24 protein-coding genes are annotated in these 26,876 nt (G+C 46.6%); 10 read left to right on the top strand and 14 right to left on the bottom strand.

Annotation, left to right across the window (positions count from 1 at the left end):
* The 3 genes from G459_RS30265 to proC all read right to left on the bottom strand — a co-directional run.
* A partial coding sequence (locus tag G459_RS30265; RefSeq protein WP_211234383.1) for a hypothetical protein occupies window positions 1-209 on the bottom strand: 209 nt, incomplete at its 3' end.
* Window positions 184-1,122, bottom strand: coding sequence for an IS256 family transposase, variant Zn-binding type (locus tag G459_RS0114885; protein ID WP_425393743.1), 939 nt, complete (start codon window positions 1,120-1,122; stop codon window positions 184-186). The genes G459_RS0114885 and G459_RS30265, both read right to left, overlap by 26 nt.
* 494 nt (window positions 1,123-1,616) lie before the next feature.
* On the bottom strand, window positions 1,617-2,417 hold the full coding sequence (proC, locus tag G459_RS0114875) for a pyrroline-5-carboxylate reductase (RefSeq protein WP_026968355.1): 801 nt from the start codon (window positions 2,415-2,417) through the stop codon (window positions 1,617-1,619).
* A gap of 184 nt (window positions 2,418-2,601) precedes the next feature.
* Between proC and G459_RS0114865 the strand changes: the two genes are divergently transcribed.
* From G459_RS0114865 to rfbB, 5 genes are all read left to right on the top strand, one after another.
* Window positions 2,602-3,024, top strand: a complete 423-nt coding sequence (locus G459_RS0114865; protein WP_026968354.1) for a hypothetical protein — start codon at window positions 2,602-2,604, stop codon at window positions 3,022-3,024.
* Between the two features lie 179 nt (window positions 3,025-3,203).
* Window positions 3,204-3,404, top strand: a complete 201-nt coding sequence (locus tag G459_RS0114860; protein ID WP_026968353.1) for a helix-turn-helix transcriptional regulator — start codon at window positions 3,204-3,206, stop codon at window positions 3,402-3,404.
* A 235-nt stretch (window positions 3,405-3,639) separates the two neighbouring features.
* Complete coding sequence (locus G459_RS0114855; RefSeq protein ID WP_026968352.1) at window positions 3,640-4,806, top strand: glycosyltransferase family 4 protein; 1,167 nt, start codon at window positions 3,640-3,642, stop codon at window positions 4,804-4,806.
* A gap of 39 nt (window positions 4,807-4,845) precedes the next feature.
* Complete coding sequence (locus tag G459_RS0114850; RefSeq protein ID WP_026968351.1) at window positions 4,846-5,898, top strand: NAD-dependent epimerase; 1,053 nt, start codon at window positions 4,846-4,848, stop codon at window positions 5,896-5,898.
* A gap of 3 nt (window positions 5,899-5,901) precedes the next feature.
* Window positions 5,902-6,957, top strand: coding sequence for a dTDP-glucose 4,6-dehydratase (rfbB, locus tag G459_RS0114845; RefSeq protein ID WP_026968350.1), 1,056 nt, complete (start codon window positions 5,902-5,904; stop codon window positions 6,955-6,957).
* Window positions 6,958-7,021: 64 nt separating this feature from the next.
* Here the strand turns inward: rfbB and G459_RS0114840 are convergent, their stop codons facing one another.
* The 5 genes from G459_RS0114840 to G459_RS0114820 form a co-directional block, all read right to left on the bottom strand.
* Window positions 7,022-7,660: an NAD(P)-dependent oxidoreductase gene (locus G459_RS0114840; RefSeq protein ID WP_026968349.1), complete on the bottom strand. Its 639-nt coding sequence runs from the start codon at window positions 7,658-7,660 to the stop codon at window positions 7,022-7,024.
* A 364-nt stretch (window positions 7,661-8,024) separates the two neighbouring features.
* Window positions 8,025-8,765, bottom strand: coding sequence for a sugar isomerase domain-containing protein (locus tag G459_RS0114835; RefSeq protein WP_026968348.1), 741 nt, complete (start codon window positions 8,763-8,765; stop codon window positions 8,025-8,027).
* Between the two features lie 22 nt (window positions 8,766-8,787).
* Window positions 8,788-10,902, bottom strand: a complete 2,115-nt coding sequence (locus G459_RS0114830) for a c-type cytochrome domain-containing protein (protein WP_026968347.1) — start codon at window positions 10,900-10,902, stop codon at window positions 8,788-8,790.
* Between the two features lie 9 nt (window positions 10,903-10,911).
* On the bottom strand, window positions 10,912-12,366 hold the full coding sequence (locus G459_RS0114825) for a DUF1501 domain-containing protein (RefSeq protein WP_026968346.1): 1,455 nt from the start codon (window positions 12,364-12,366) through the stop codon (window positions 10,912-10,914).
* A 1-nt stretch (window position 12,367) separates the two neighbouring features.
* The gene (locus G459_RS0114820) at window positions 12,368-14,674 is read right to left on the bottom strand and encodes a PSD1 and planctomycete cytochrome C domain-containing protein (protein ID WP_026968345.1); all 2,307 of its coding nucleotides are present in this window, start codon (window positions 14,672-14,674) and stop codon (window positions 12,368-12,370) included.
* Window positions 14,675-15,195: 521 nt separating this feature from the next.
* On the opposite strand from G459_RS0114820, the gene G459_RS27625 reads away from it, so the two are divergent.
* From G459_RS27625 to G459_RS0114790, 5 genes are all read left to right on the top strand, one after another.
* The gene (locus G459_RS27625; RefSeq protein WP_084454522.1) at window positions 15,196-17,814 is read left to right on the top strand and encodes a TonB-dependent receptor; all 2,619 of its coding nucleotides are present in this window, start codon (window positions 15,196-15,198) and stop codon (window positions 17,812-17,814) included.
* Complete coding sequence (locus G459_RS0114810; protein ID WP_026968344.1) at window positions 17,811-18,866, top strand: DUF4249 family protein; 1,056 nt, start codon at window positions 17,811-17,813, stop codon at window positions 18,864-18,866. Before G459_RS27625 ends, G459_RS0114810 begins: the two co-directional genes overlap by 4 nt.
* 71 nt (window positions 18,867-18,937) lie before the next feature.
* Complete coding sequence (locus G459_RS0114805) at window positions 18,938-20,788, top strand: hypothetical protein (RefSeq protein ID WP_026968343.1); 1,851 nt, start codon at window positions 18,938-18,940, stop codon at window positions 20,786-20,788.
* 288 nt (window positions 20,789-21,076) lie between these two features.
* Window positions 21,077-21,406 (top strand): hypothetical protein, encoded by a 330-nt coding sequence (locus G459_RS0114800; RefSeq protein ID WP_169725037.1) that lies wholly within the window; start codon window positions 21,077-21,079, stop codon window positions 21,404-21,406.
* Window positions 21,407-21,543: 137 nt separating this feature from the next.
* The gene (locus G459_RS0114790) at window positions 21,544-21,840 is read left to right on the top strand and encodes a hypothetical protein (protein WP_026968341.1); all 297 of its coding nucleotides are present in this window, start codon (window positions 21,544-21,546) and stop codon (window positions 21,838-21,840) included.
* Between the two features lie 313 nt (window positions 21,841-22,153).
* On the opposite strand, the gene accC is transcribed toward G459_RS0114790, so the two are convergent.
* The 6 genes from accC to G459_RS0114765 form a co-directional block, all read right to left on the bottom strand.
* Window positions 22,154-23,503, bottom strand: coding sequence for an acetyl-CoA carboxylase biotin carboxylase subunit (accC, locus tag G459_RS0114785; protein ID WP_026968340.1), 1,350 nt, complete (start codon window positions 23,501-23,503; stop codon window positions 22,154-22,156).
* 25 nt (window positions 23,504-23,528) lie between these two features.
* Window positions 23,529-23,996: an acetyl-CoA carboxylase biotin carboxyl carrier protein gene (gene accB, locus G459_RS0114780; RefSeq protein ID WP_026968339.1), complete on the bottom strand. Its 468-nt coding sequence runs from the start codon at window positions 23,994-23,996 to the stop codon at window positions 23,529-23,531.
* 95 nt (window positions 23,997-24,091) lie between these two features.
* Window positions 24,092-24,655 carry an elongation factor P gene (efp, locus tag G459_RS0114775; protein ID WP_026968338.1) on the bottom strand — a complete coding sequence of 188 codons (564 nt, stop codon included), beginning with the start codon at window positions 24,653-24,655 and terminating at the stop codon, window positions 24,092-24,094.
* A gap of 22 nt (window positions 24,656-24,677) precedes the next feature.
* Entirely contained in the window at window positions 24,678-25,676 is a 999-nt protein-coding gene (locus G459_RS0114770; RefSeq protein ID WP_026968337.1) for a beta-ketoacyl-ACP synthase III, read from the bottom strand.
* Window positions 25,677-26,039: 363 nt separating this feature from the next.
* Complete coding sequence (rpmF, locus tag G459_RS29460; RefSeq protein WP_084454520.1) at window positions 26,040-26,231, bottom strand: 50S ribosomal protein L32; 192 nt, start codon at window positions 26,229-26,231, stop codon at window positions 26,040-26,042.
* Window positions 26,232-26,249: 18 nt separating this feature from the next.
* A complete protein-coding gene (locus tag G459_RS0114765) occupies window positions 26,250-26,822 on the bottom strand; it encodes a YceD family protein (RefSeq protein ID WP_026968336.1) in 573 nt (190 codons plus the stop codon).
* Window positions 26,823-26,876: the final 54 nt, after the last annotated feature.

Genomic DNA, 26,876 nt, shown 5'->3' with positions numbered 1-26,876 from the left:
GGTAATGTGGTCAAAAATAGTTGGTGACTTTGGTTGGAAAATTTCTTAAAATGTCGGGCAGGTTTGAAGAGGACGTGAGCTCTGCTGAGGAGCAACTTACCAGCAATAGAATCTGCCAAGTGGAATGAAGGGGCTTCGTTTTTCGGAGCCCTTTTTTCACGCTTCATTCTTCTTGTTCCATGGCTAAGAAAACCCTTTCCTTCTGGCATTTTTGAAGTATAGATACCACCTCAGAAAGCTTTTTCTGTTTCCTGTTGAGAGGCCTCTGTGAATGTTCAAATTGGTTTTCAAATGTCCGAAAAATGACTCCAGGCCATTGGTTGATTTTGGAATTTTCGGATTGTCCAGGTAAGCAAAGAGGTTCGGCAACGCACTTTTTAATACAGAAAAGGAACGTCTCAACAGTTTGTGTTTATACCAAAACTTGCCCGTCAGGGGATTGACCGTTTTCTCATGAACAAACTGATGGTGTCTGCCATCCCATTGGGCGAGTTCGAGAAGCCAATAGCTGAGCTGTTGCTTGGTCTGGATCAGGTGTAGTGTAGACACAATTCTTCGAAGCTCCTGCCCGGGAATGCTTTTAGGCCTACTGAAAAGCCATATTCTGCACATCCGCTGTACATGGATCACGCATCGCTGAAGGGTGACTTGGGGGCAAACTTTGCGGATTGCCCGGAGCAATGCCCGATGTCCATCGCAGGTAATAGACTCGATCTGCACTCCAAGGAGCAGTAGATTTTCCAGGTCTTCTTTGAGCTCTTCGTATCGTTCTGCATCACTGAACCGATAGAGCTGGGTGAATTTGACGGTGTGGTCCCGATACAAAATCAAGCAAAGATCTCCGGTAAAATACGTGCCGTCAATGAGCAGATTTACCCGCTCGGAGGGGTAAACCGACAGCATCGGGGGCTCCCTCAAATAGCTTTTAAAAAGCCGTTGAACAGTGCTCTTGCTCAGGCCGGTCTCTAGGACCAACTGCTCAAAGGTGCGCTTTCCAACGACCCATTTTTCAAACCAAACAAACTGGTTGGATTTGGCTGCCGAAGGGTTGGAACCTGTGAAGAAAATGCCGCAATTTTTACACTTATACCGCTGCTTGCCAGCCTGTTTTCCCCACTTGATGGAGTCCAGAAACCCACAGGCCCAACACCGCTTTTTTTGAAGTTTTCATGAAACAAAAAAACCTTATTGAAACCAGTTTCAATAAGGTGTCTGTAATAATCTTACTGTCAGTAATTTAGAAGGTGTTTTACCAACTATTTTTGACCATTAGACCTTTTTGTGTGGATAAGAAGAAAACAAAAAAGGAAGGAGGAAAAAGTTACCAAACAGTCCTTCCTTTAAAAATCGAGTCTCTTAAAAAGAAATAGCAAAAGTTGTTTATCACCCGAGACAAATCTAATGAAAACATTTAAAAGAAAAACAACCCTAAAATTATTCTTTTTTAAAGTAGTTGGAATAATTTGATAAAATGAATGATTATTTGAAGTTAAAAAATGAGCCATATTGCTTAGATCCTCTTTTGGATCGATGAAATTTGAATAATTCTCAGTCCAATTTTTTCAAAAAAAAAGCCACCGAAATTCTCGGTAGCCGTATTTTGAGGTTTAAGCTCTTTATTTTGCGATCTTGTCGTAGCTGGCAATCACTCCTTTGACCATGGCAGAGCTAAAGCCTTGGTGTTCCATCTCGTTTAGACCCACGATCGTGCATCCTTTGGGAGTTGTTACTTTGTCAATCGCAGCTTCGGGATGGATGTTTTTTTGGATCATCAGTTCTGCCGCTCCTTTGACGGTTTGGTTTACGATCTTGCTGGCAGTGACCGAATCAAAACCAATTTGAATGCCGCCTTGGATCATCGCCCGCATGAATCTCAAAACATAGGCAATACCGCAGGCTCCCAAGACAGTTGCCGCTTCCATGAGGCTCTCGTCAATGGAAATAGTGAAGCCAATTGAATCAAACAACTCCTTGACAACCTCTACCTGCATAGGATCTGCTTGCTCGTGGCAAATACAGGTGATGGATTCCTGAATGTCGGCTGCGATATTGGGCATCGCGCGAAATGCCACCGTCTTTGGATCCAAGACTTCGTACATTTCTTTCAGCGTGACTCCCGTAGCCAAGGAGATAATTGTCTGCTTATTTGGATCTAATACCGGCTGGATTTCCTTGAGGATGTTGACCACATTGTAAGGCTTTACTCCCAAGAGGATCAAGTCGGCATACTTGGCCGCAGAGGTATTGTCTGAGTGTACGCGGACGCCCTTGGCTTCAAATTCTGCTAGGCTGGACGTGTTTCTTTTGGTGAGGGTAAGATTTTGGGGGTCAAAATCGGCTCGCATCAACAATCCGTTTGCGATAGAGGTGCCGAGGTTTCCGCAACCGATAATGGCAATTTTTACTTTGGAAATCATGGGAAATCGAATTTTTAACAGGTTTGACCAACCAAAGGTATATAAAAGGAAGGCCTTTTTGCCAGATCGTGAATGTATCTATTGGATTTTGTGGCGATTGAAAAATTACTGGAAGCAATTTTTAGACAAAATATTTTTACATTAAGTAAAGTTTATTTTACATTTAGACCAGAAAACATTGCTTATGGAAAAGAACTCAATCTTGAACGTGCCCTTGCTTTCTCCTGGATGGAAAAAGCTGGCCTATGTATTTTTCCCGCTGCCGGTTTTATTGGTGATCGGGATGGCTGTTGTGAATCCCAAGTTAGACCCGAATGAGTCTTCTCAGATTATTTATGGGTTTTGGGCAATTGGATTTGGGATTTTGAATCTGAGCAGGGAGAAAGTGGAAGACGAGATGATCAAAACTTTCAGACAACAGGCTTTCCAAACTGGGTTTTATTGGCTGATTTGGGGACTGGCTGCGATGATGCTGGTCAATTACCTGAGATTTGACCGGATCACTTCGGAGATGTTTACGGCGTATTTGGTGCTTTTTCTCCTGAATGCTTACATCTATGGCGCCTTTCAGTATCAGAAGTATATGGCGGACAAGGAAGAGAAATAAGACAGGTGTCGATGACACTTCAGAGAAGAATAGAAGGGCTTTCTGCGAGTTTGAAAAGATATTTATGAAATCGAGCACGTCGCCAACGAGACACAGGTAGATGATTATCAACTGCGCGAGATTCTCCCGAAAAAAATCGGGACAGGCTATCCGACCTATAAAAAGCATATTATCAACAGATGAAAAATACGATCAAAGTAGAGCGAGCGAAAAAGAACATGACGCAGCAGGATTTGGCCGAAAAAGTCCAGGTGTCCCGGCAGACGATCAATTCCATTGAAGCAGGAAAATACGTGCCTTCGACGGTGCTGGCTTTGAAGATTGCCAGGACATTCGGTGTGGGACTGGAGGAGATATTTGAGCTGGAGGAGAGTGATTGAAATATCCTGTTCAGAACCAAACTTCACTTGTTTGATCTCGAAAAATTCGTTTGACCTTCGTGAAATCAGTTAATCAGTGAAGATAGAATCCGGCAAACTGTTCGCAATCAAAAATCAAAAGTGGAGACCCGGACGATAGAAATTATCTGATTTCATTTTTTACGTTCGTTTTTCATATTTTAAAAGGCATAAAAGCGTTAAACGTTTACCTTTGCGCTTTTCCAATCCCTTTTTGATGCCCAAGCTGATCCGAATCACCACCGTACCTCTTTCACTCAAACTTCTGCTCGCCGGGCAGATGAAATACACGAAAGAGCAAGGTTGGGAGGTCATTATGGTAAGTGCTGACGGTCGTGAAGTCGATCAAGTGGTCAGAGCCGAAGGCGTCCGGCATGAGGTAATCCCGTTCAGTCGCAAGATCACGCCAATGCTCGATCTCAAGTGTATCTGGCAGTTGGTTCAGCTTTTCAAAAGGGAAAAGCCGGACATCGTCCATACGCACACACCCAAGGCCGGGCTTTTGGGCATGATTGCGGCGAATCTTGCAGGAGTGAAAATCAGAATTCATACACTGGCCGGGATTCCTGCGATGGCTGCGGCCGGAGGCAAAAAAAGCCTCTTGGAGACAGCCGAAAAATGGACCTATTCCAATGCTACGGAAGTGTGGCCAAATTCCCAGGGACTTCGGAAATTTGTCATCAAGAATGGCCTCTGTCCCGAAGAGAAGCTTCGCATCATTGGCAAGGGCTCATCCAACGGCGTAGATCTGGAGAAATTCAACCGCGAAGTGCTTAAAGAAAATCACCTGGTCGCTGCTACCATGAGGATCATGCCGGGCGAGGATGAATTTATCGTGCTTTCGATAGGGAGATTGGTCAAGGACAAGGGAATCGAGGAGCTGGTTTCCGCTTTTCTCAATTCAAAGATTGCAAACCGCTCCAAGCTAGTGCTTTTAGGTGCATTTGAGCAGGATCTGGATCCACTCTCTCCGGAGACTATTCAGACGATTCGGGATTCGCCAAGGATCATTCAGATAGACTGGTCGGACCACGTGGCGCACTATCTCGCCCTGGCCGATGTGTTGGTACATCCTTCTCACCGAGAGGGATTTCCCAATGTGCTGTTGGAAGCCGGTGCAATGCAAGTGCCTGTAATCTGCTCAGATATTATCGGGAATACCGACATCATCACGCAGCAGAAGACCGGGTTAATTTTTCCACTCAAAGATGCTGCAGTGCTAAAAGAGGCTTTGGAATTTGCCTTTGTCAAGCGGGACCGAATGGGTCTGTATGCGGCAAATCTATACCGCGAGGTGGTGGAAAACTACGACAGAAATGTCGTCCAAAAAGAGATTTTTGGCAATTATCAGCGGTTAGTAAACCCCTCCAAGACCGCAGAATAGTCTATATTTGGGGCTGAATCAATAAGCATACTTTTCTCTATGAAGTACCTCGTGACCGGCTCGGCCGGATTTATTGGATTTCATGTTGCGCAGCAATTGGTAGATCGGGGAGAGGAAGTGGTCGGGTTGGATATCATCAATGACTACTACGACATCAATCTGAAGTATGCACGCCTCGAGCATCGGGGAATAGAAAAGAGCTCCATCAAGAAGGGAGAGCTTGTGCAGTCCAATACCCAGCCGCTTTATCGGTTTATCCAGTTGGACTTGGTAGAGAAAGAAGCGTTGCTTGCGCTTTTTGAAAAGGAGAAATTTGATGTAGTAATTCACCTAGCTGCCCAGGCAGGAGTGAGGTATTCGCTGACCCACCCGGAGGTTTACATCCAGAGCAACATCATCGCTTTTCTCAATATTCTGGAATGCTGCCGCTTTCATCCGGTCAAGCATTTGGTTTACGCCTCCTCGAGTTCGGTCTACGGTGCCAATGAAAAGCTGCCGTTTTCGACCTCAGACTCCGTCGACCATCCGATCTCGCTCTATGCCGCTTCCAAAAAATCCAACGAACTCATGGCGCATACCTACAGCCATTTGTTTGGAATTCCGACTACGGGACTAAGGTTTTTTACCGTTTATGGCCCTTGGGGAAGACCGGATATGGCCTTGTTTCTTTTCACAGAAGCGATCCTGAAAGGGGAGAAAATCCAAGTTTTCAACTATGGAGAAATGAAGCGGGACTTTACTTTTGTGGAAGATATCGTAGAAGGTGTGATCAAAGTCGCTGACCGACCTGCCGCTGAAAATCCTGATTTTGACCCTCAAAATCCCGATCCGGGAAGCGCAAAAGCTCCTTTCAAGATCTACAACATCGGCAATTCGTCCCCGGTATTACTGATGGATTACATTAAAGCAGTGGAAAAAGGTTTGGGGAAAAAAGCCGAGATGGAGCTTCTTCCGCTGCAACCGGGAGATGTGCCAGCATCGCATGCAGATGTGCAAGACCTAGTGCGTGACACCGGATACAAGCCTAATACGCCTATTGAGGTGGGTGTCAAGGCGTTTACAGATTGGTATTTAGATTATTATAAGAAATAAAATATGAGCAAAACTATTTTGATCACTGGCGGTGCAGGATTCATCGGCAGTCATGTCGTCCAACTTTTTGTAAGCAAATACCCCGAATACACCATCGTCAACCTCGATGCACTGACCTATGCAGGCAATCTGGAGAATCTGAAGTCGGTAGAGGGTGCGCCCAATTATATTTTTGAAAAAGTAGATATTCAAGATGCGGAAGCGCTTGATGCGATCTTTGCGAAGCACAAAATCACAGATGTTATCCATCTTGCGGCCGAATCTCACGTGGATCGCTCGATTTCGGATCCTTTGGCTTTCGTGAAAACCAATGTATTTGGGACGGTAAACTTGCTCAACGCAGCCAAGACTGCATGGGCGGGGGAATTGGACAAGCACTTGTTTTACCATGTTTCCACCGATGAGGTATATGGTTCGTTGCATGATGGCGGCTTCTTTTTGGAGACCACAGCCTACGATCCTCAGTCGCCCTATTCCGCTTCCAAAGCGGCCTCAGATCACTTTGTGAGAGCCTATGCCAATACCTACAAGATGAAAACGGTGGTGTCCAATTGCTCAAACAATTATGGACCAAACCATTTTCCTGAAAAACTCATACCGCTCTGCATCCACAATATCAAAAACATGAAACCGCTTCCGGTGTATGGAAAGGGCGAAAATGTCCGCGATTGGTTGTTTGTGAAGGATCACGCCAGGGCGATCGACACAGTGTTTCACCAAGGGAAACCGGGCGAGACTTATAACATCGGCGGCTTCAACGAATGGAAAAACATTGACATCGTCCGTCTGCTTTGCAAAAAGATGGATGAGAAGCTCGGTCGCGAGCCGGGGACGTCGGAGACGCTGATCACTTATGTGACAGATCGCGCTGGTCATGACCTGAGATATGCGATTGACGCCACCAAGATCCAAAAAGAGCTGGGTTGGGAGCCAAGTTTGCAGTTTGACGAGGGGATCGAGCTGACGATTGACTGGTATCTGGCAAACCAAGACTGGCTGGATCATGTGACTTCGGGAGCCTACCAGGACTACTATTCGAATCTCTACGAAAGCAGATAAAACGAAGAAGCCCCGACTAAAATCGGGGCTTTTTCATGTATTAAGACTTTTTCTTTATCCCCAATTACCCATTTGCGATAAATGGAGCCTTTTTAAAATAAGTCGGATCAGATAAGCTCTCCGTGAGAAAATGCGCCAAATCGGTTGCGCTGATATAACTTCCGGGGCAATCGACCAAGCTGACCACAGTAGGTCGACGTTCGTCCGTCTGCTCAATCATCGGCAGCCTGACTAGCGTCCAATTCACCGAACTGGCGGAGAGCAATCCATATTCAGTTTGCTTGTCGGCGGTTGTCATCGGATAGTGGATTCTCATCCAGTCGGTTGCTGACTGCGTCGGTTCGCTTTTCTGATCATCTGGTGTATCCACATTCAATCCAGTTGCGGAGATATAGCGATCAATTTTCCAATGCGCCATAGCTCGGATTACGTTTCGGGTCGCGTCGCTGAAAATCGAAGGCTCACCCTTTCGTTGCCCCACCGTGCTGATGACTGCTTGGCAACCTTCCAAGAGTGTTTGGACGGACTCATGATTTCTGGCATCACCAGAGACCACTTCGATAAGCGGACTGTTGATTGTAAATGTTTCTGGATTCCGAAGCAAAAGCCTGAGTTGGAATCCTTGATTCAGTAAATGTTGGACAAGGTATTTGCCTGACTTACCTGTGCCACCCAGGATGGCTATTTTTGAAAATGGTTTCATGATTTTCTCTGTAAAGAAGATGGAATTGATTTTTTGAAATCCGTCAGAGCACCACAGAACCGGACGATTCTGCTTGAAAAAGATGTGCTCGATATGTTACAGAGAGATTTTAATGAGCCGAAGGTAGGGATTTCTGGAGATTTGCAGCAATGAAAATTAAAAGTATGGGCACGAGCGACTTACAAGATTCGTCTTTTAGATTCTGCCCGGAGCGCTCCTTTGTGAATCTGCTGAGGAGAGGAAAAGGCGGAGTATTCTATCTTTTTTCAAGAACTTCAACCGCCTTACGCTTATTTGGCTAAAGTAAGAAAGGCCTTACCGAATTGTTTTCAGCAAGGCCTTTGTCTGTGACAATTAAGTCGGCTCAAAGGATGCTGATATCAGCCTTGTACTTGTTAATCAACAATTCGTTGTGAGATTCTCCCTCGTCCGAATTGGAGCTGTTGAAGACCTCCGGGACGACGCCGTTTTCCAGCGCCAATGCTGCTGCCTGCACCATAATCGCGTTGAGCAAAGCCGCTCCGACGACAGTGGAAGTGGCTCCGACGTTGGTATGCAGTCCGTCCAGATTGATGGAAGCGTCTCCGATTTCTCCGAAAGTATCCAGGAAAATATCGCTGAGCTGAAACAGTTTCAAGCCAGATGAATGTCTGGAATCTACTGCTTTGCTGTGCGCATAGTTCGTGATCACAATCACTTTTGCGCCTTTCTCTTGGGCGATCTGGGCCATTTCGACGCTGACCGAGTTTCTTCCGGAATTGGAGGAAATGATAAAAACATCCTTTGAAGTAATGGTGTAGGGTTCAAAGAGCGTTTTGGCGTAGCCTTCACGTCGTTCTACTTCGGTGCTTCCGGAGGCATCTTTGTGAAGCATCAAGTCTGGATCCAGTATCGGGATGACTCTGGCAAATCCACCTGCCCGATAGAAAATCTCCTCAGCCAGCATGTGGGAGTGGCCGGTGCCACTGGTATAGATCCAGCCTTGGTTGGTGATGGTGTTGGCTATCCACTTGGAGGCGGTAGAGATTTCTTTTTCCTGCCTGAAAGCTTTCTGAAGTTTCTCAAAAACGGCTTCTCGGTAGCGCTTATAAGGTTCTAAACTCATTGGTGATGTAACGTGGGTGGTTTTAATTTAATAATACTTCGTCCACAAACACCCATCCCTTTGCTCCAGCTCCGGGGTGCCACGCCGGTAGTTTTGAGATGGGGCTGATCCTGATTTTCACTTTTTCAAAAGCTGTCTCAGGAAGAGGAAAGGTCAACACGCCAAATCGTACCTCGTCAATTTTAGTAGATTGAACGAGTTCCGGATTAGGTAGTTTTTGCCATTCTTGCTGACTGCCTGTCCAAATTTCCACTTTTTCCGGTGGGAACAAATAGGCGATCTCGTTTAGAAGTATACTTAAACTAATCTCTTTCGGGCTACTGCCGTCCGATAAATAAATCTCAAGCTCCAAGGGTGTGTCTGTAAAACCAAGCCAGTTGCCCGATCCATGGCTAGTTTTCCCCTTCACTCCATCAAAAAGGGAAGTTGCTCCCTTTGCCGAATATCGTACGTTTGGCTCAAAAGCCAGGGCATAGGATTTTGGTTTGATTCCCGCTTTGAACAGCGAGTTGTATGCGGTCAGACTTCCAGTCCAATCTTTGGCAAATGCTTTTGCTCGGATTTGGCCGGTTTTTTTGACCCAAAGTGGATCTGTGTAGACTGGACTGCTGATACTGTCCGGCTCTGTGCCGTCCCAGGTGTATCGGATCTCGGCAGTGCGGATGGGGTGGGAGAGCACCACCTCCATCGAATCCTGAAACACGTCCTTGTCAAATGTGATCTTGGGAGGATTGAGCGCATAGGTTATTCCCTTTCCATCAAACCCAAAATCGATGTGGGTGGACGGGAGGCCTTTGCTCAGGCTCTGCTGCGCAGTTTCGTCCAGACCAGAATTCCACAGGAAAAGCCTTTTTACTTGCTGCAATTTGCTCAGGACAGTGACTGCGTCCGGGCCGAGATTATTTCCTGATAGGGCAAGATTTCTGAGGTTTTCAAGCCCTTCCAGGTTAGAGATCTGAGTAGCGGTGACCCCGGTGAAGTTCATTTGGAGCTCTTCCAGATTTTGGAAATCACGGAGAAATCCCAAGTCAACCGACTCCAGCGGCATGCGGTTGAGGTTGAGTTTCACGACCTGGTCTTTAATGCTTTTCAGGTCTTTGAGAGAAGCTGGATCAAAGGCCGAAGTTCCGTAGTAGGCAACCTCAAGCGCCGGTGAGCCGGGAAAGGTCGGATTTACTTTTCGGAAGAAATTATTGAGGTCTTTGATGTCCGCGTCTGATGCTGCGTCAAAGGTGTAGTTCTTTTGATTCGAAAATCTGTTGGACGCCAGCTGGTAAAGCGGCTCCTCAGATTTGAGCTCGGTGACCTTCTGCTCGAAAGAGCTTCCTGACTCTACCCAAAGCTGGAGGATTTCCAGTTCTTCGTCGGTCAGCTGAGCTTTGTTTTTCGGCGGCATGTGCTCCTTGGATTCCTCCGGGAGATGGATCCGCTGGATCAACAGTGATTCCTTCAGATCTCCGGGGACGACAAACAACCCGTTTTTTCCGCCTTTTTGTAAGCCTGCCAAATCATCCAACCGCAACTCACCTTTTTCTTTTCCTTCTTTATGACAGGCAATGCACTTGGCTTCCAAGATGGGTTTGACCATGTGCTGAAATACTTCGGCATCTTCGAGCGCGACAAACTCCGCTTCCTGACTTTGAATCGGTGCCAAAAGGAAGTTTTCTCCATGAGTCAGGTCGGCTCCAAAATGTCCCGTCAGGATAATGGCAACGGCTAACGTCCCGGTGGAAATCCTCAGGAATTGGGAGGATTTGTTTCTGTAAAAGTAAATCAACACAGCCAAACCGAGCGATGCCACGCCCAGCCACTGGTGCCAGATGAGCATATCCCCGTCGTAGTCTTCGTTGGCCAAAAGCAGCCCGGCTAGGACGGTCACACCTGTCAGATTTGCTCCCAAAAGCAAGATCCACGTGCCGATTTCTTTGAGTTTTTCGTCTTTGATCCAAAACAGCGCCACGGCCATCAGCAGCAGCACGATCGGGAAATGCAGGATCAGCGGGTGGGCCCGACCTAATACCTGCAGGATGGGAGGAATGTTCAGACTGTCTCCGGCAAAACTCAGCACCAAGGCAAGGCCAAGCCAGAAGAAAAGGAGGTTTTCTAGGATCGGAATAATCCGGGATACTTTGGGCATAAGGGGAAATTAAGCAATCAGGTCTTTTACTACTTTGCCATGCACGTCGGTCAGGCGATACCTTCTTCCAAGGTGTTTGTAGATGAGTTTTTCATGGTCGATTCCCATCAGGTGCATGACAGTGGCTTGGAAATCATGGACGTGAACCGGGTTTTCGGTGATGTTGTAGCCGAAGTCGTCCGTCTCTCCATAGACCATTCCTGATTTCACACCGCCGCCGGCCATGAAGATGGAGAAAGCTCTCGGATGATGGTCTCTGCCATAGTTTTCCGGCAGGATTTTGCCCTGGCAATAGTTCGTGCGGCCAAACTCTCCACCCCAGATGATCAGTGTTTCGTCCAGTAGTCCGCGCTGCTTCAGATCTGTGATCAATCCGGCAGTAGCCTGGTCGACGTCTTTTGCCTGACCGATCATCTGATTTGGCAGGTTGTCGTGGGCATCCCAACCCTGATGATAGAGTTGCACGAATCGAACGCCGTTTTCGGAAAGCTTTCGTGCCAAAAGGCAGTTGGCCGCGTAAGTCCCCGGTACTAGGCAATCCGGTCCGTACAGCTTCACGACGCTGTCTGGTTCCTTGGAGGTATCGGTGATCTCGGGTACGGCCGTCTGCATGCGATAGGCCATCTCATATTGTTGGACCTTGGCAGTGATCGAGGGATCGTTGAATTCCTGATAGTTCAGATCGTTCATGGCCGCGATCTGGTCGATCATCTTGCGACGCTGATCTCTGCTCATGCCATTTGGGTCGGAGAGATAGAGCACCGGGTCCTCAGAATTGGAAAACTGAACTCCCTGGTGTGTGGCATCGAGGAAACCATTGCTCCAAAGCTTGGAATAGACGCCTTGCCCGTTTCCTTTTCCGCGGCTCAATAGCACACAAAACGCCGGAAGGTTGGCGTTTTCACTTCCCAAACCATAGCTCAGCCATGAACCCATACTCGGGCGATTGCCGACCTGCGCTCCTGTCTGGAAAAAGGTCAGCGCAGGATCATGGTTGATCGCTTCTGTGTGCATGGATTTGACGATCAGTAGATCATCGACTACGCTGGAGATGTGGGGGAAAAGCGAGGATATCCAAGCCCTGCTTTCGCCGTATTGGTTAAAGCCAAAATAGGAACCAACCAGCGGAAAGGAAGTCTGTCCAGCGGTCATTCCGGTTAAACGCTGCCCGGCACGGATCGAATCAGGAAGTTCCTGTCCAAAGTTTTTGGTCAAAAGCGGCTTGTAATCAAATGTTTCCAGCTGAGAGGGAGCTCCGTTTTGGAAGAGGTAGATGATCCGTTTTGCTTTTGGCGCAAAATGCGGCAATGCGCGCATCAAGGCATCTTCGGCATCTTCCTTGCCGGAAAGCAAATCCGGAATCAACAGCGAACCCAAGGCTACACTTCCGATACCCAAACTAAGTCTGGAAAGAAACTTTCTTCTGTTGTGATTTAGCCCCTGCTCTAATATTTCCTTTTCCATCTCAGCTTTTGGTTATTGTTTCCTCTAGGTTGTACAAACTCACGATTACCTGCATCAGCGCGGCGTTTTCCGGAGTGATCGCTTTTTCATTCATTGGGTACTCACCGACATCCAGTGCTTTTTTCGCGTTCTCGGGATTGGTCTTGAAGTCTTCGAGCTGGCTTTGATAGTAGTCGGCCAGTAGGTCTTTCTCTTCCGATTTCATCTCTCTGCAGACGATTCGTTTGAATGCTTGGGCGATGGCTTCTTCTCCGGAGTAACTCTCGGAGAGCTTGGTTGCCAAAACACGTGACGCTTCCAATATCATCGGATCGTTCATCATCAAGAGGGCTTGAAGTGGCGTGTTGGTGCGATTTCGGGTGATTTCGCATCGATCCCGATTACTTGAGTCGAAGATAATCGCCTTGGGAGGAGGCACAGTCAGTTTGATGAAGTTGTAAATGCCTCGGCGGTAGAGCTTGTCGCCGCTGTCCTGGACATAGGTCGCCAAGGTGCCGCGCCCTGAGGTGGCTGCTTCCCAAAGTCCGGCGGGCTGGTACGGCTTGACGCTCGGACCGCCGATCTCTCCGTGAAGCAATCCACTGCTGGCCAACACCAAATCCTGGATGTTTTCCGCAGGAAGTCTTAGACGCGGCGCGCGGGCGAGATAGAGGTTGTCCGGATCGATCTTCATATGATCGCTGTGGATCGCAGCAGACTGACGATAAGTCGACGAAAGCAAGATCTGTTTGAGGAGGCGCTTGATGTCCCAGCCATTTTCCATGAAGTCAGCGGCCAGCCAGTTGAGCAGCTCCGGATGGGTCGGCAAATCCCCCTGCATCCCAAAGTCACCCGCTGATTTGACGATTCCCTTACCGAATATTTCCTGCCAGATCAGATTGACAAAAACTCTGGAAGTCAGGGGATTGTTTCGGTCCGTTGCCCATTTGGCCAGACCCAGGCGGTTTTTTTCTAGATTATCTGAAAACTCAAAGATGGAAGCCGGTGTGGATACATTGACCGAATCAGTCGGCGCATCATAGACTCCACGATCCAGGATGTAGGTGGTACGTTTGACGTCATTTTCTCCCATCACCGAGACACTGAGTTTGGTGGTGTCCGGGTGATTGATGAAGTCCATAATCCCGTCGAGGTCATCCCGTTCGATCCACAGGATGGGAGTTTTGGCGGGCTTTGACTGACTTACGTCACCCTCGAAGCCTTTTTCTTTTGAGTTGTTGAAGAAAGCAAAAAGCTCGTAGTATTCTTTTTGCGAAAAGGGATCGTACTTATGGTCATGGCATTGGGCACATTCCATCGTGATTCCGAGAATTCCCTTGCTGAAAGTATTGGTCTTATCCAGCACGTATTCGATCCGATATTCTTCTTCGATAATCCCGCCCTCTTCGGTGTATTTATGATTTCTGTTGAAAGCAGTGGCTAAGATCTGCTCCTTGGTCGCGTTTGGAAGCAAGTCTCCGGCAAGCTGCCAGGTCAAAAACTGGTCATATGGAAGGTTGATGTTGAAAGCGTGGATCACCCAATCCCGGTACGGCCACTGGGAGCGGACTTCGTCATCCTGGTAGCCGTAGCTATCTGCATAGCGCGAGATGTCCATCCAAAGCACACCGAGTTTTTCGCCATAAGCAGGCTGGGCCAAGAGCTCATCCAACAGCTTCTCGTAGGTGCTTTCGCCGGAAAAATCTCCGTATTTGTCCAAAGTGGCAGGCGTGGGAGGGAGGCCGGTAAGATCCAGACTTGCTCTTTTGATTAGTTCGTGAGGCTTGGCTTCTGGGTTGGGTTCCAGTTTTTTGGAGCGCATTTTTTTATAGGCAAATGCGTCGATTTCATTCGTCCCCCATTCTGTTTCTGGTACGGCGGGTTTCTCCACTTTTAGGAACGCCCAGTGGGGTTCGTACTTGGCGCCTTGTTCGATCCATTTTTTCAGCAAGCTGATTTCCTCGGCAGTAAGCTTGAGATTGGACTCAGGCGGGGGCATCAGCTCACCGGGATCTTCGGAGATGATGCGGTGATATAGCGCTGATTCGGCGGGCTTGCCTGCGACTAGGGCAAACATTCCGGGGCTTTCTTTCAATCCTTTGAAAGCACCCTCTTCAGTGTCCAGTCGTAGGTCGGCTTCACGTTTGTTTGCATCGGGACCGTGGCATGCGAAGCATTTGTCGGATAGGATCGGGCGGATGTGGAAATTGTAGCTGATCTGATCGGAATCTGCCAATTCAAGGGAATCAGCCGCCTTTTGTCCACAACTCCACAGGCCACTAATAGACGTCAACACCGCCAGCTGAACAATGGTTTTTTGGAAAGACATTTTGGGAAAATATTGTTTGAAGCCAAAAAGTTAATGAAAAATTTTATAATAGTGCGAATGCCCAAGAAAAATCAAGGGTATCCGCTAGCTACCCTTCTTCGAAAAATTTTCATAAGTAAGACTGTCATCATTACTCGCTGACTTTCAATTCTTTTAATTTAACCCGTAGAGCAAACTAGTCAAAATGACTGAAGGAATCTTTTCGATTTTAAATCTTTTGGGAAAGATTGAAACAGGGTGTAGTCAGATTCTTAATATGAATTTGGCCTTAACTTGGTCTTTGTTCCCTTAGTCGGAGTAAATCCTAGAGACGCATCAAGTAGGATTCATTGCAATCGGTGCTGAAATTCAGCGACACTTCTCATCATTAGGCTGAAGAAATGCAGAGCATTTCTTTTCAAGTTTAGCAGGATATACTGTAAGCCATTTGAATGGAATAATCGCCGTACTTCCATTTAATCCGTTCTCACAAAAAAAAATGCTGAGCTTTAGCCTTGCCAAATACGACTACCAACTATTGGATGAAATTACTCTTTACTATTTTAGGTTGTTTATCGCTTTGCACATTGGCGTCGGCCCAATCCGGCCCCGATCCTGTGGTGCTCGCTCAAAATCTCGAAAGGTATTATCAGGCTACCGGGAAGAGGATTTTGATCCTCGAAAGTGATGTTTTGCAACTTAGCAGTGAGAACGCTGACAAGATCGAAGATTTGCCTGCACAGCTGACTGAGGGAGTCCCATACAGCTTTTTTGATTTTCAGGAGAAATATGTGGTCATCTATCCGGACTACTTGAGAGAGCGATACGAGCGAGCAGAGACCAATGAGGGCGTGGCCGAGTCGCGGAGCTTTTTGATAAAGGGAAAAATCCGGGACAACGAAATGAAGACGTTTCTTCCGGGAGCGCTTTTTTCGATTCCGCAACTCGAATTGGCGGCGCAGGCTAACGAAAAAGGAGAGTTTTCTGTCCAAGTGCCCGAAGGAACATACATCGGCTATTTCAGCTCAATGGGAAAGCAAACCGAGCAAAAGATCATCAAAGTCTATCGAGAATTGGATCTGGATGTCACGCTGTTTGAGTCAGTCAGTGAGTTGGATCTGGTAACGGTGACCGATCGCGCCATTGATGCCAATGTGATGAGCACCCTGCCCGGAGCTACGCGGATGCCGATGGAGGAGCTGAAGCTCTTGCCTCCGCTTTTGGGCGAAGTCGATGTGGTCAAGAGCATGCTGCTCCTGCCGGGTGTCTCCACGGTGGGAGAGGGCGCTTCCGGCTTCAACGTCCGTGGCGGAGGAGTGGACCAAAACCTCATCCTTATGGATGGAGCCCCGGTGTTCAATCCCTCACATATGTTCGGGTTTTTCAGCATTTTCAACCAGGATGCGGTCAATGATGCCACACTGTATAAAGGAGACATTCCCGCCGAATACGGAGGCAGGCTCAGCTCGGTTTTGGATATCAAAACCCAATCTGGAAGCGCGGAGCAATGGTCGCTAAACGGTGGCGTCGGATTCCTTTCCAGCAGGCTCGGAGCCAACGGTCCGCTGAACAATAAGACCCAACTAATGGCGACAGTACGTGCAGCCTATCCTACCTGGGTGCTGCGAAAAATCCCTAATTCCAGTGTCAGCCAAAGCAGCACCGATTTTTTGGATGGAAACTTGAGAATTGATCACCAAATCAATGAGCGAAACAGTCTGACTTTCAGTGGATACACAAGTTCTGATTATTTTCGCTTTGGAGCTGATACCGCCTACACTTGGCAGACTAATCTGGCGAGCCTGAAGTGGAAGGCCTACTGGGGAGAAAATTTCGGGAGCGAGGTTAATTTGGTCTATTCGGGCTATCGCTATTCGGTGGTAGGCGAGGACAGTCCTTTCGACTTTGAATTGAAATCTTCGATCGACAACATTGGTCTTCAGCAGCAGTTTGAATGGTCCGGAGAAAAGCTGGAAGGCCTTCAGTTTGGTTACCAAATCAACTCCTACCAGATGGGAATGGGAGATCTGAGTAGAAGTTCTGAAGAATCTCTGATCGAGTCCAAAGAGATTCAGGATGAACAGGGGGTCGAAGGAGCACTCTATCTTCAGTTGCCCTGGAAAATCAGCGACAGACTACAGGGACAGTTTGGGATGAGGTATTCTCATTTCTTGGCTTTGGGGCCAAAAGACGTGTACAGCTATGAGCCAGGAATCCCTATGGAACCTGAGACGATTGTCGATACCGTCCGGTACACGGCAGGTGAAATCATCAAGTCCTATGGGGGACTGGAGCCCCGATTTACGTTGAGGTACGCGTTTACTGACGATTTTTCGGTGAAAGCTTCGGCAAATCGAAGCATCCAGTATTTGCATTTGCTGACCAATAACTTTGCGGCAGCACCAGTCGATCTCTGGAAACTCAGCGACACTTACATCCAGCCGCAGAAGGCTTGGCAATATGCGGTAGGATTGTACAAAAACCTCAACCAAAATAAAATTGAAACCTCGCTGGAGGTGTATTACAAGGATATGTCGAGCATCGTCGAGTATCGGGACGGCGCGCAGCTTTTCCTCAATCCAACTCTGGAGACCGATTTGGTGATGGGAACAGGATATGCGTATGGTTCGGAGTTCTTGATCAAGAAAAACTCCGGCAAGCTCAGCGGCTGGATTTCCTATACGTTCAGCAGGACGCTGAGAAAAGTCGTACCGGACTATGGGGATCCGATCAACAAGGGTGAGTATTTTCCTGCCAACTGGGACCAGCCACACGACCTGAGTATTGTCGCCTCATGGCAACCTGTGAAGCGAGTGTCTTTCAATGCGACCTTCAATTACCGAACGGGCAGGCCGATTACGCTTCCCAGCGGGATTTATGACATCGGCGGCGATATCGTGATCGACTACCAAGAGCGAAACCAAGCGAGGATACCCGATTACCATCGCTTAGATCTGGGGGCGACTTACTATTTCTACCAAAAGAAAAACAGCAACTATCGAAGCTACCTCACTGTGTCATTTTACAATGTCTATGGGAGAAAGAACGCCTTCTCCTGGTTTTTTCAGCCCGGCCAGTTGTCCGGAGTTCCCAAATCCTATCGCTTAGCCGTGATCGGGACCATGATCCCATCGGTCACTTATAACTTCACCATCAAATGAAAAAAACAGCAATTTGGCTCGTTATTTTTTCTTTGACCTTGATCGCCTGCGTCGATGAGATTTACCTCGATATCCCCGCTGCTGATTCTAACTTGGTCATAGATGCCTGGCTCGGACCAAGCACTGGTCAATCCTACGTCAAAGTTTATAGATCGGCGCCATTTCTCTCCGATGCCATCAATCCCGAATACACGAACGTAGTAGTGGACAGGATTTTTGTTGAAGATGAAAGTGGACTGAAAACCTATTTTTGGAATGTTCCGGATACAGCCTTTATTTATAGAGCTCAGGAAGTCCGAGAATTTCAATCCGGGGAAAAATATCGACTGACCGTAATCACCCGGGAAAAAGAAGAATATCAGTCGGCTTGGGTCACAATGCCGGAGCCTTCGGTGGTGGAGGAGATGGAAATCGATCCGCAGGAAAAACCCCTCATTGTCTATTCGAGTAACGTGCCGATGACCATAAACGCAGTCGTAGCAGACCTTAAGCTGCGTATCAGCAATCCCTCTGCTGAAGAGGTAGGCTTCTACATCGAAACAGACGGAATCTCCGAAGTATTTGCTACCAGTGACTCTGAAAACTGCACCTGCAATTGCTACCGTCCGGTACCTGGCATGTTTGGTGGAATGAATCTCGCGTCCAGCGAATACCAACAAGACAACATCTCGTCGGTTAAAGTGGGAGAGCTGAATGTGACCTCTTTGGGTAGATTTTATAGCAATTCCAAAGTGAAGACCGTTCCAAAAGAAAACTTGGAATACCTTCGGCTGATCGATAAGCAGCAGCGAAGCACGGGAAGTATATTTGACCCCGCTCCCTTTAAGATCAAGGGTAATATCAAAAGTCTGACAAATCCGGAGCAAGAGGTCATGGGGAATTTTATGGTGTTCCAAGAGACCATATTTTCACAGATGCTTTATCGGGCTGAAATTTTTCGACTGAATCCCAACTTGAGTTTTTCATTTGAGCCCATACCACATGTAGATAGCAACTGCAACACCTACTACACTGACACTTTGTTACCCATTCCTGAACCATTCAAGCCGTGAATTTCAAAATTGTCTTTTTGGTTTTATGCTGTTCGACTTTTCTTTCCAAGTCCTTTGGTCAAGATCGTTCAATGAAAAACGAGGAGTTGGAAAACTTCGTAGTCCAGACCGATCAGGAATTATATCTGTCCGGCGACCGAGTTTGGTTTGCTGCCAAACTGCTTAAGAATCACGAAAGTTATCGCTACAGCAAGCTGGCTTATATCGCTGTATTGGATGCGGCAGGTAAGCCGGTTCATCAGGAAAAAATGCTCCTGACCGGACAGGATATGGTTTTTGGAGATTTCTTTATCCCAGAATCCATCCAATCCGGTGTGTTTTCTATCGTGATGTATACCAAGTGGATGTCCAATTTTCAGGATTTTCCCATAGCGAAAAAGGAGTTTTTGGTGGTGAATCCCAGTTCGCCAATATCTGCGGGAGAGCCAGCCTTGTTTTGGGAGCAAATCCCATTTGAAAATGCTCCGGTGAGTGTGTTCCACACCTCGGACCAGCCAGAGGTCATCGAGATCCAGGATGCTATCGGAAAGACGCTTGAAGTACTTGAGGCTGTGCCTCCGATGCAAAAAGTGTTGTCATCGGTAAAGCCGTCGGAAGGGTATCGGATCACATTCAGAAACGCGGATTATCAGATTGAGCCACAAAAATGGCACTGGGATCCTGCTGATTTTTCTCTGAGTTATCAAGCAGGGGCGAAGACGCTCGATGTCAAGATTGTCACACATACCGACTGGATGATTTTGGAAGAAATCAAGACCAGCGAGGCAAAAGCACTTCTCAACAAGTCGCTGTACCAAAATCTCAGTTCCTTCAAGATTTCTGTAATCGACTCATCCAATCGGACGATTTGGAGCTATCAGGTGCAATTGGCGGCGAAAAATTCCGGACAGATGCAGGTAAGTTCCAGAGGAAAAGTAGGGGAAGAGATGAAGGTGGATCTGTCGGGATTTTCACAGCAAATCGGCAGTGGAATCATCGTGGCTAGCATGGAAGAAGATACGCAAGTACTTGATTTTGTGGAGATTCTCAATCATCCTAATTGGGAGAGTTTGAATTCCACCGCTCAGACACCCAATTTGGTTTTCGCTTTGGGAAATGCTATAGAAAATCCATTGCTGCTTAAGGATTACAGTCCGATGTACGATTACAAATCCTGGTCGACGGATATCAATTCTCGATTCCAAAGTGCTACGCAGCCCGCTGGATTCAGATTTTCATTGTCAGAGCCAATTTTAGAAGCGCTTGTCAACCGCAAGTTGTATCAGGAGCATTTTGACGTCACGCAAGAGGTGGTGGAGCTTCAATCGCCTTTCACTGCCGATAAAGTCTACCATTTAGATGACTACGAGGAGTTTCCTGACGTGGAGTCCTTCTTGAAAGAAGTGGTACCGCAGATCCGACTACGAAAGTCTAGCTCCAGTACCGGCAAAGAAATATTTATCGCCAACACCGACGATCAGAATGTGAAGTTCAACAAGAAGCCTCTGGTCTTGGTTGACTTTTACCGACCGGTTTTTGCGGATGACGTTTGGAAGTTAGATATGAGTTCTCTGGAGCGGATCGAATTGTACTACCATCGTGCGACCGTAGAAGCCACCAATCTGGGCGAAGCAGTGGGAGACGGGTTGGTGGTGTTTTACACCAAAAACAATGAATATTTTTTGAAAAACAACCTTCCCAAGGAAAGGTATTTTCTTTCGGATGTGAGCGTCCCGAGACGGCCGGATTATTCGGGTAGAAGTGTCGGCTTAGTCAGCGCCAATCCGCTACAGTTTATAGATGGTGGTCTGACCTTCGACCGGGGCAAAAGTAAAACAGGAAACCTCACCTTTGACACTGCCGGCCACTGGCTGGTGGAGGCTTGGCTCTTCGGAAATGATCATTTTGAACGTGTGCAAAAGAGAATCCAGATTGATCCTTGAGGGTTGTAACTGAGTCCTTAAGAATTTTAACCAAACAAATAAAAGACTGTGACAGTAGTAGTAGTAGTAGATAGCAACATATTCTCAACCAATTATAAAATCGGTAATCAATTTGTTGCCATATGTTTTGTTGAAATCGAATAATAAATTAAATAGGGTATATAGGGAATGAAATTGTTAAGTTATTACCTCGTATTGTCTGGATTTCTTGGGGTTATTACAGTCTTGATGACTGTATTTCAAAGTCCGGTTATGCTTAACTTTGTGTATATTTTTTATATACTATATATGTCTAGCATTAGTTTATTGATTATTTATTTTGGATTAAATATTATTGGAGAAAAAGCCAAAATTGCCCATATAGGTAGTTTTTTTATTTTTTTTCTAAGCCTGTTTGTATTTAGTTTTAAAGGCTTACAATATTCTATGGTTTTGGGGATTGGTGTGATATTTTCAGTTATAGACTTCACCAGTTGGGTATTTAATATAAGTTTTCCGATTTCGGAGTTTACAATTCAATATGATGTCAAAGGCTCAAATTTTGAAATTGGATTAAATGCAGTTGCCCTATTGATCTTAATATGTTTGCTTAAAAATTACAAGAAGATAAGTGGATAAAATCTAAAGAGATTTTCATGAGATGATTCCCAACTGGGTAAGAATATTGATAATCAGTAGTTTACAAAATCAGCTTGTGAAATTTCAAGTGGTATTGCTATTAATGGAGCTGCAGATCTGTAAGATAATTTGAAGAAATGAAGAAAGAAACATGGACTTTCCCAGTTTTAGGAAGTTTGATTTTGATAGGAATTATTTCATTTGTGTTGTATTCAAGGGGAAATGAGAAGCAAGACATAGAAGAAAATAAAATGTTTGCTGTTGGGCTTGTAATTAGAAACTATTATATAAAAAGCAGGGGGAATTATATAGAATATGGATTTTCTCATGAGGGAAATCTTTATAGGCACATCAGCCTACTAGTCATCAAATTCAAAAACGACAATGTTATCTTGTGGAATATTCAAGAAAAAATCCAGAACATAGCAGGATAATAATTGAAGTGGATAGAAAATGTAATTAGGTGATTTATTCTAACTGGGAGTAGCAAGAATGTGATTTGGGCCTAGGTGTAGATTGAATCTACACCTTTATATAAATAGAAATTTGAAACCTGCGTAAGGTGATGAACTATATTCTATTCAGTTCATATAATCGTAAATCAGTAAGTAAATTAGGGAGAAGTTGCAAACTTCACCCAGCGCCCAAAAGAACTTCAAAGGTCCTGATAACAGATTAAACCTAGGGCGGTAAAACCAAAAAAGCCGCTCTTCAGAGCGGCTTTTGATTTAAATACGGTTTTAATGTTTAATATTTAACCACCGAAAAATCAAAGGTCTCCAAAAACTTGGTGGTGAAGTCACCGTCTTTGAACTGCTCGTTATTCAGCAAAGCGATGTGAAAAGGAATCGTGGTCTTGATGCCGTCGATCACAAACTCTTCCAAGGCGCGCTTCATCCGCACGATCACTTCCTCTCGAGACTGGCCGCTTACGATAAGCTTAGCGATCATCGAATCGTAGTTGGGCGGAATGACGTAGCCAGCGTACACGTGGGAATCCACCCTGACACCGCGGCCACCTGGAATATGAAGATTGAGGATCTTTCCTGGGCTTGGTCTGAATCCGTGAGCCACATCTTCGGCGTTGATTCGACACTCCATGGCGAAAAGCTTCGGATAGTAATTTCTTCCGGAGATTGTCTCTCCTGCCGCTACCTTGATTTGCTCCTTGATCAGGTCAAAATCCGTGACTTCCTCAGTAATCGGATGCTCCACCTGGATTCGGGTGTTCATCTCCATGAAGTAGAAATTGCGGTTTTTGTCTACCAAAAACTCGATCGTTCCGGCACCCTCGTAGGCGATAGCTTCAGCTCCTTTGATGGCGGCTTTGCCCATCGCTTCGCGAAGTTCATCGGTAATGAATGGGGAGGGAGTCTCTTCTACCAGTTTCTGATGCCTTCTTTGGATCGAGCAGTCTCTTTCGGAAAGGTGGCAAGCTTTGCCGGTCCTATCTCCGATGATTTGGATCTCGATATGCCGGGGTTCTTCCACGAATTTTTCGAGGTAGAGCCCGTCGTTTCCAAACGCAGCTCCGGATTCCATCTTGGCATCGTCCCATGCTTTTTTGAAGCCGGAATCTTCCTTTACTATTCTCATGCCGCGTCCTCCGCCACCTGCGGTAGCTTTCAGTATGACTGGGTAGCCCATTTCGTTCGCAATCTTGAGGCCTTGTTCGATGGTGTCGACTAGTCCGTCCGAACCTGGAATCGTCGGCACACCAGCGGCTTTCATGGTTGCTTTTGCGGTAGCTTTGTCGCCCATTTTGGCGATCATGTCCGGCGAAGCACCGATGAATTTGATGCCGTACTCTTCACAGATTCTGGAGAATTCAGCATTCTCCGAAAGGAACCCGTAACCCGGGTGAATTGCATCGGCATTGGTAATCTCTGCTGCGGCGATGATCCTCGGGATATTCAGATAGGATTCACGGCTTGGTGCCGGCCCAATACAAACGGCCTCATCTGCAAAGCGTACGTGCAAACTATCCTTGTCCGCGGTAGAATAGACTGCGACAGTTTCGATGCCCATTTCCTTGCAGGTACGGATGATTCGAAGCGCAATTTCTCCGCGGTTTGCAATCAGTATTTTCTTAAACACGGTCTTGTTTTGTTTAGTGAAAAAATCAACCCGCTGGATCTACCAAGAACAACGGCTGGTCGTATTCTACCGGAGTGGCGTTGGAGACGAGTATTTTCACGATTTTGCCAGATATCTCAGACTCGATCTCATTGAAAAGCTTCATCGCTTCAATGATGCAGACGGTCTCGCCGGCTTTGATGGATGAACCTTCGCTTACAAAAGCCGGAGAATCTGGATTTGGAGTGAGGTAGAAAGTTCCGATCATCGGAGATTTGATCTCCAACAGGTTGGAAGGTGCTGGAGCTGCAGCAGGTGCCGGTGCGGCAGCTGGAGCGGGTGCTGCTGCTACGGGTGCCGGAGCAGCAGGTGCCGGTGCTGCGGCATGAATTACATGGGCGCTTTCAGCGTATTTTTTTATGGAAAGTTCGAATTCCTCGGTCTTGATTTTGACCTCTGCCAGGCCGGAATTGGAGATGTAGTCAATCAATTCCTGGATCTCTTTAGCTTTCATAGGGTTCTTTTTTTGTGCAATGTCTTCAGACATCATAGTTTGGGTTAAAAACAGAAAAGCTGCATAATTTAATCAAATCATGCAGCTATCAATAGCTATTTTACTCTTTCTGAATACGAGCCATCTCGGGTATCCACCTTGATGAGGATATCCTGCTCCACAAAAAGCGGCACCATCACAGTCGCTCCGGTTTCTACGGTGGCGGGTTTCAGTGCGTTGGTGGCCGTGTCACCTTTGATGCCAGGCTCGGTATAGGTGATCATCAGTTCCACAAAAGGAGGCAGTTCGACGGAAAGCGGGATTTCCTGTTCAGCATGTACGAGGATGTCCACGTTTTGTCCATCCTTCAGGAGATTGGGTCTTTCGATCAGTCGCTCTTCCAGGGACATCTGCTCGAAGGATTCGGTGTCCATGAAGTTATAGCCCATGTCATCCTTGTACAGGAACTGGTGAGGCCTTTTTTCGACGCGTGCAGTGGTTACTTTTTCCCCGGCGTTGAAGGTCTTTTCTAGAGTCTTGCCCGTTCTGAGGCTTTTCATCTTGGTGCGGACAAACGCGGCGCCTTTTCCTGGTTTTACGTGTTGGAATTCGACGATGGAATAGATATCGTTGTTCATTTCCAGACAAAGTCCATTCTTAAAATCTGCGGTACTTGCCATAAGTTATTTGTGCTGTTTTTGATTATTTCGGGTCGTAGCCCCATTTCAGGTAGATTGAGCCCCAGGTGAATCCACCTCCAAAGGCCGCCAAGATCAGGTTATCGCCTTTTTTAAGTTGACTTTCATATTCCCAAAGACACAGGGGGATCGTGCCGGCGGTGGTGTTGCCGTATCGCTCGATATTCATCATTACTTTACTTGATCCGATTCCCATTCGGTTTGCGGTCGCATCAATGATTCGTTTGTTGGCTTGGTGGGGGACCAGCCAGGCAATGTCGTCTCCGGTCAGATTGTTTCGCTCCATGACCTCGGCGCTTACTTCGGCCATGTTGGTGACAGCAAATTTGAATACCGTAGAGCCTTCCTGGTAAGCGAAGTGTTCCCGTGCTGCCAAAGTCTCGGCAGTCGCTGGCTTGCGGCTTCCTCCTGCCTTCATGTGCAGGTAGGGTGCACCCGCTCCGTCAGCTTTCAGGATTGCATCCATCACGCCAAGTTCCTCGGTGGTTGGTTCCAGCAAAACCGCTCCCGCACCGTCACCAAAGAGGATGCAAGTGGTTCGATCCTGATAGTCAACGATAGCGGACATCTTATCCGCACCGACTACGATTACCTTTTTATGTGTGCCTGACTGGATGAATTGCGAACCGAGCTGTAGCGCATACAGAAAGCCAGAGCAAGCTGCGCTGACGTCAAAGCTGTAAGATTTTTTTGCTCCGACCTGATCTGCAATGAGATTGGCGGCCGCAGGGAATGGCATATCGGGAGTGACCGTCGCGCAGATGATCAGCTCGATATCCATGGGATCTGTTCCTGTTTTTTCCAAAAGGCCTTTTACAGCCGCGGCACCCATGACCGAAGTTCCTTGGTTTTCACCTTTAAGTATTCTTCTTTCCTTTATTCCAGTGCGGGAAACGATCCATTCATCATTCGTTTCGACGAGTGATTCGAGTTCCTTATTTGTCAACCGATATTCAGGAACGTATCCTTGAACGCCGGTGATCATGGCTCTGATTTTGTCCATTGGTGTAGGTTTAATTGGAGCGAGATAGGTTGAAAATGCTCCAGGCAAGGTTGTTTATTTTACAGGAAATCCCTGAGGAAGGCCAAAAATAGCATAATGGCTTCTGACCACCAAAACCCAAGCGTTCACTCGGATGCAACTTACTACATTTCATCTGTTTATAATTTTTTTTCAGAGGCCAGATAGCCTAACCCGTCCGCCGCGGCGGTTCGGGAGAATCTTCGCATTGCTTCTCCGAAGTTATCGAGGCATCCCAATATCTGTTGCTGCCAGCATGCTCGATTTCAGCTGTTTTCAGTTTTGTAAAACAAAAAATCCATTCCCGGTTGGGAATGGATTTGAAAATATCGATTCAGAAGGGTATTAAGCCTTTACTTCTTTTTCGATGATTACTTGTCCTTTGTAGTACAATTTACCATCAAGCCAGAAAGCTCTGTGAGGCAGGTGCATTTCGCCGGTAGTTGGGCATTTCGCCAGTCCCGGAGCTTCCAGTTTATAGTGAGTTCTTCTTTTATCTCTTCTGGTTTTCGAAATTTTGCGTTTAGGATGTGCCATTTTAAGCGTGGTTTATGATTATTCTTTGTTTTTTAACTTCATTAATTGTTCCCATCGGGGATCGACAGGCTTGCTCTCTGATTGGGGATCCGGATCTTCAGCCGTATCATCTTCCTCACTCTCACTATCGATATACACATATCCGCCTTCTACTTCCAATTCCTCGTCGTCCAGCTCATTTCTGTGATCCGGATGGATTTTTTTGGCAGGCAGGGCCAACAGTATAAATTCATAGATGAGTTGAGCGACATTGATCGTAGGGGTATCCCTGGTGATCATGTACACATCTTCATCTATTTCCTGCTCCTCAGCGCCGTATTTATAGATCATCTTTTCGGAGAAATCCAATGGATGATCAAATACTTCCAGGCTTCGGTCGCAGGTCAACTGCACGGTACCCTTGATGTGAAAATCGAGCTCAATGACGTTGGCTCCCTTATTCAGATTGACCCGTATGGTCAAATGTCCTTTTTGGACAATCTCATTGTCTTCGAAGTTTTGGAAAAATGAATCTCCAATTTCAAAGTCAATGACGTGTTTTCCTTCTTTGAACTTAATTACTTCAATATCAAAGGTTTTCCAGAATTTCACGATTCATCCTCCTGATTTAAGACCGCAAATGTAGTCAATATTTTAAATTAGCTA

Origin of the sequence: Algoriphagus terrigena DSM 22685 (assembly GCF_000429445.1) — a bacterium.
Taxonomy (GTDB): Bacteria; Bacteroidota; Bacteroidia; order Cytophagales; family Cyclobacteriaceae; genus Algoriphagus; species Algoriphagus terrigena.
Note: the sequence above shows the minus strand (reverse complement) of the source record. Positions and strands in the feature narration are given on the sequence as shown.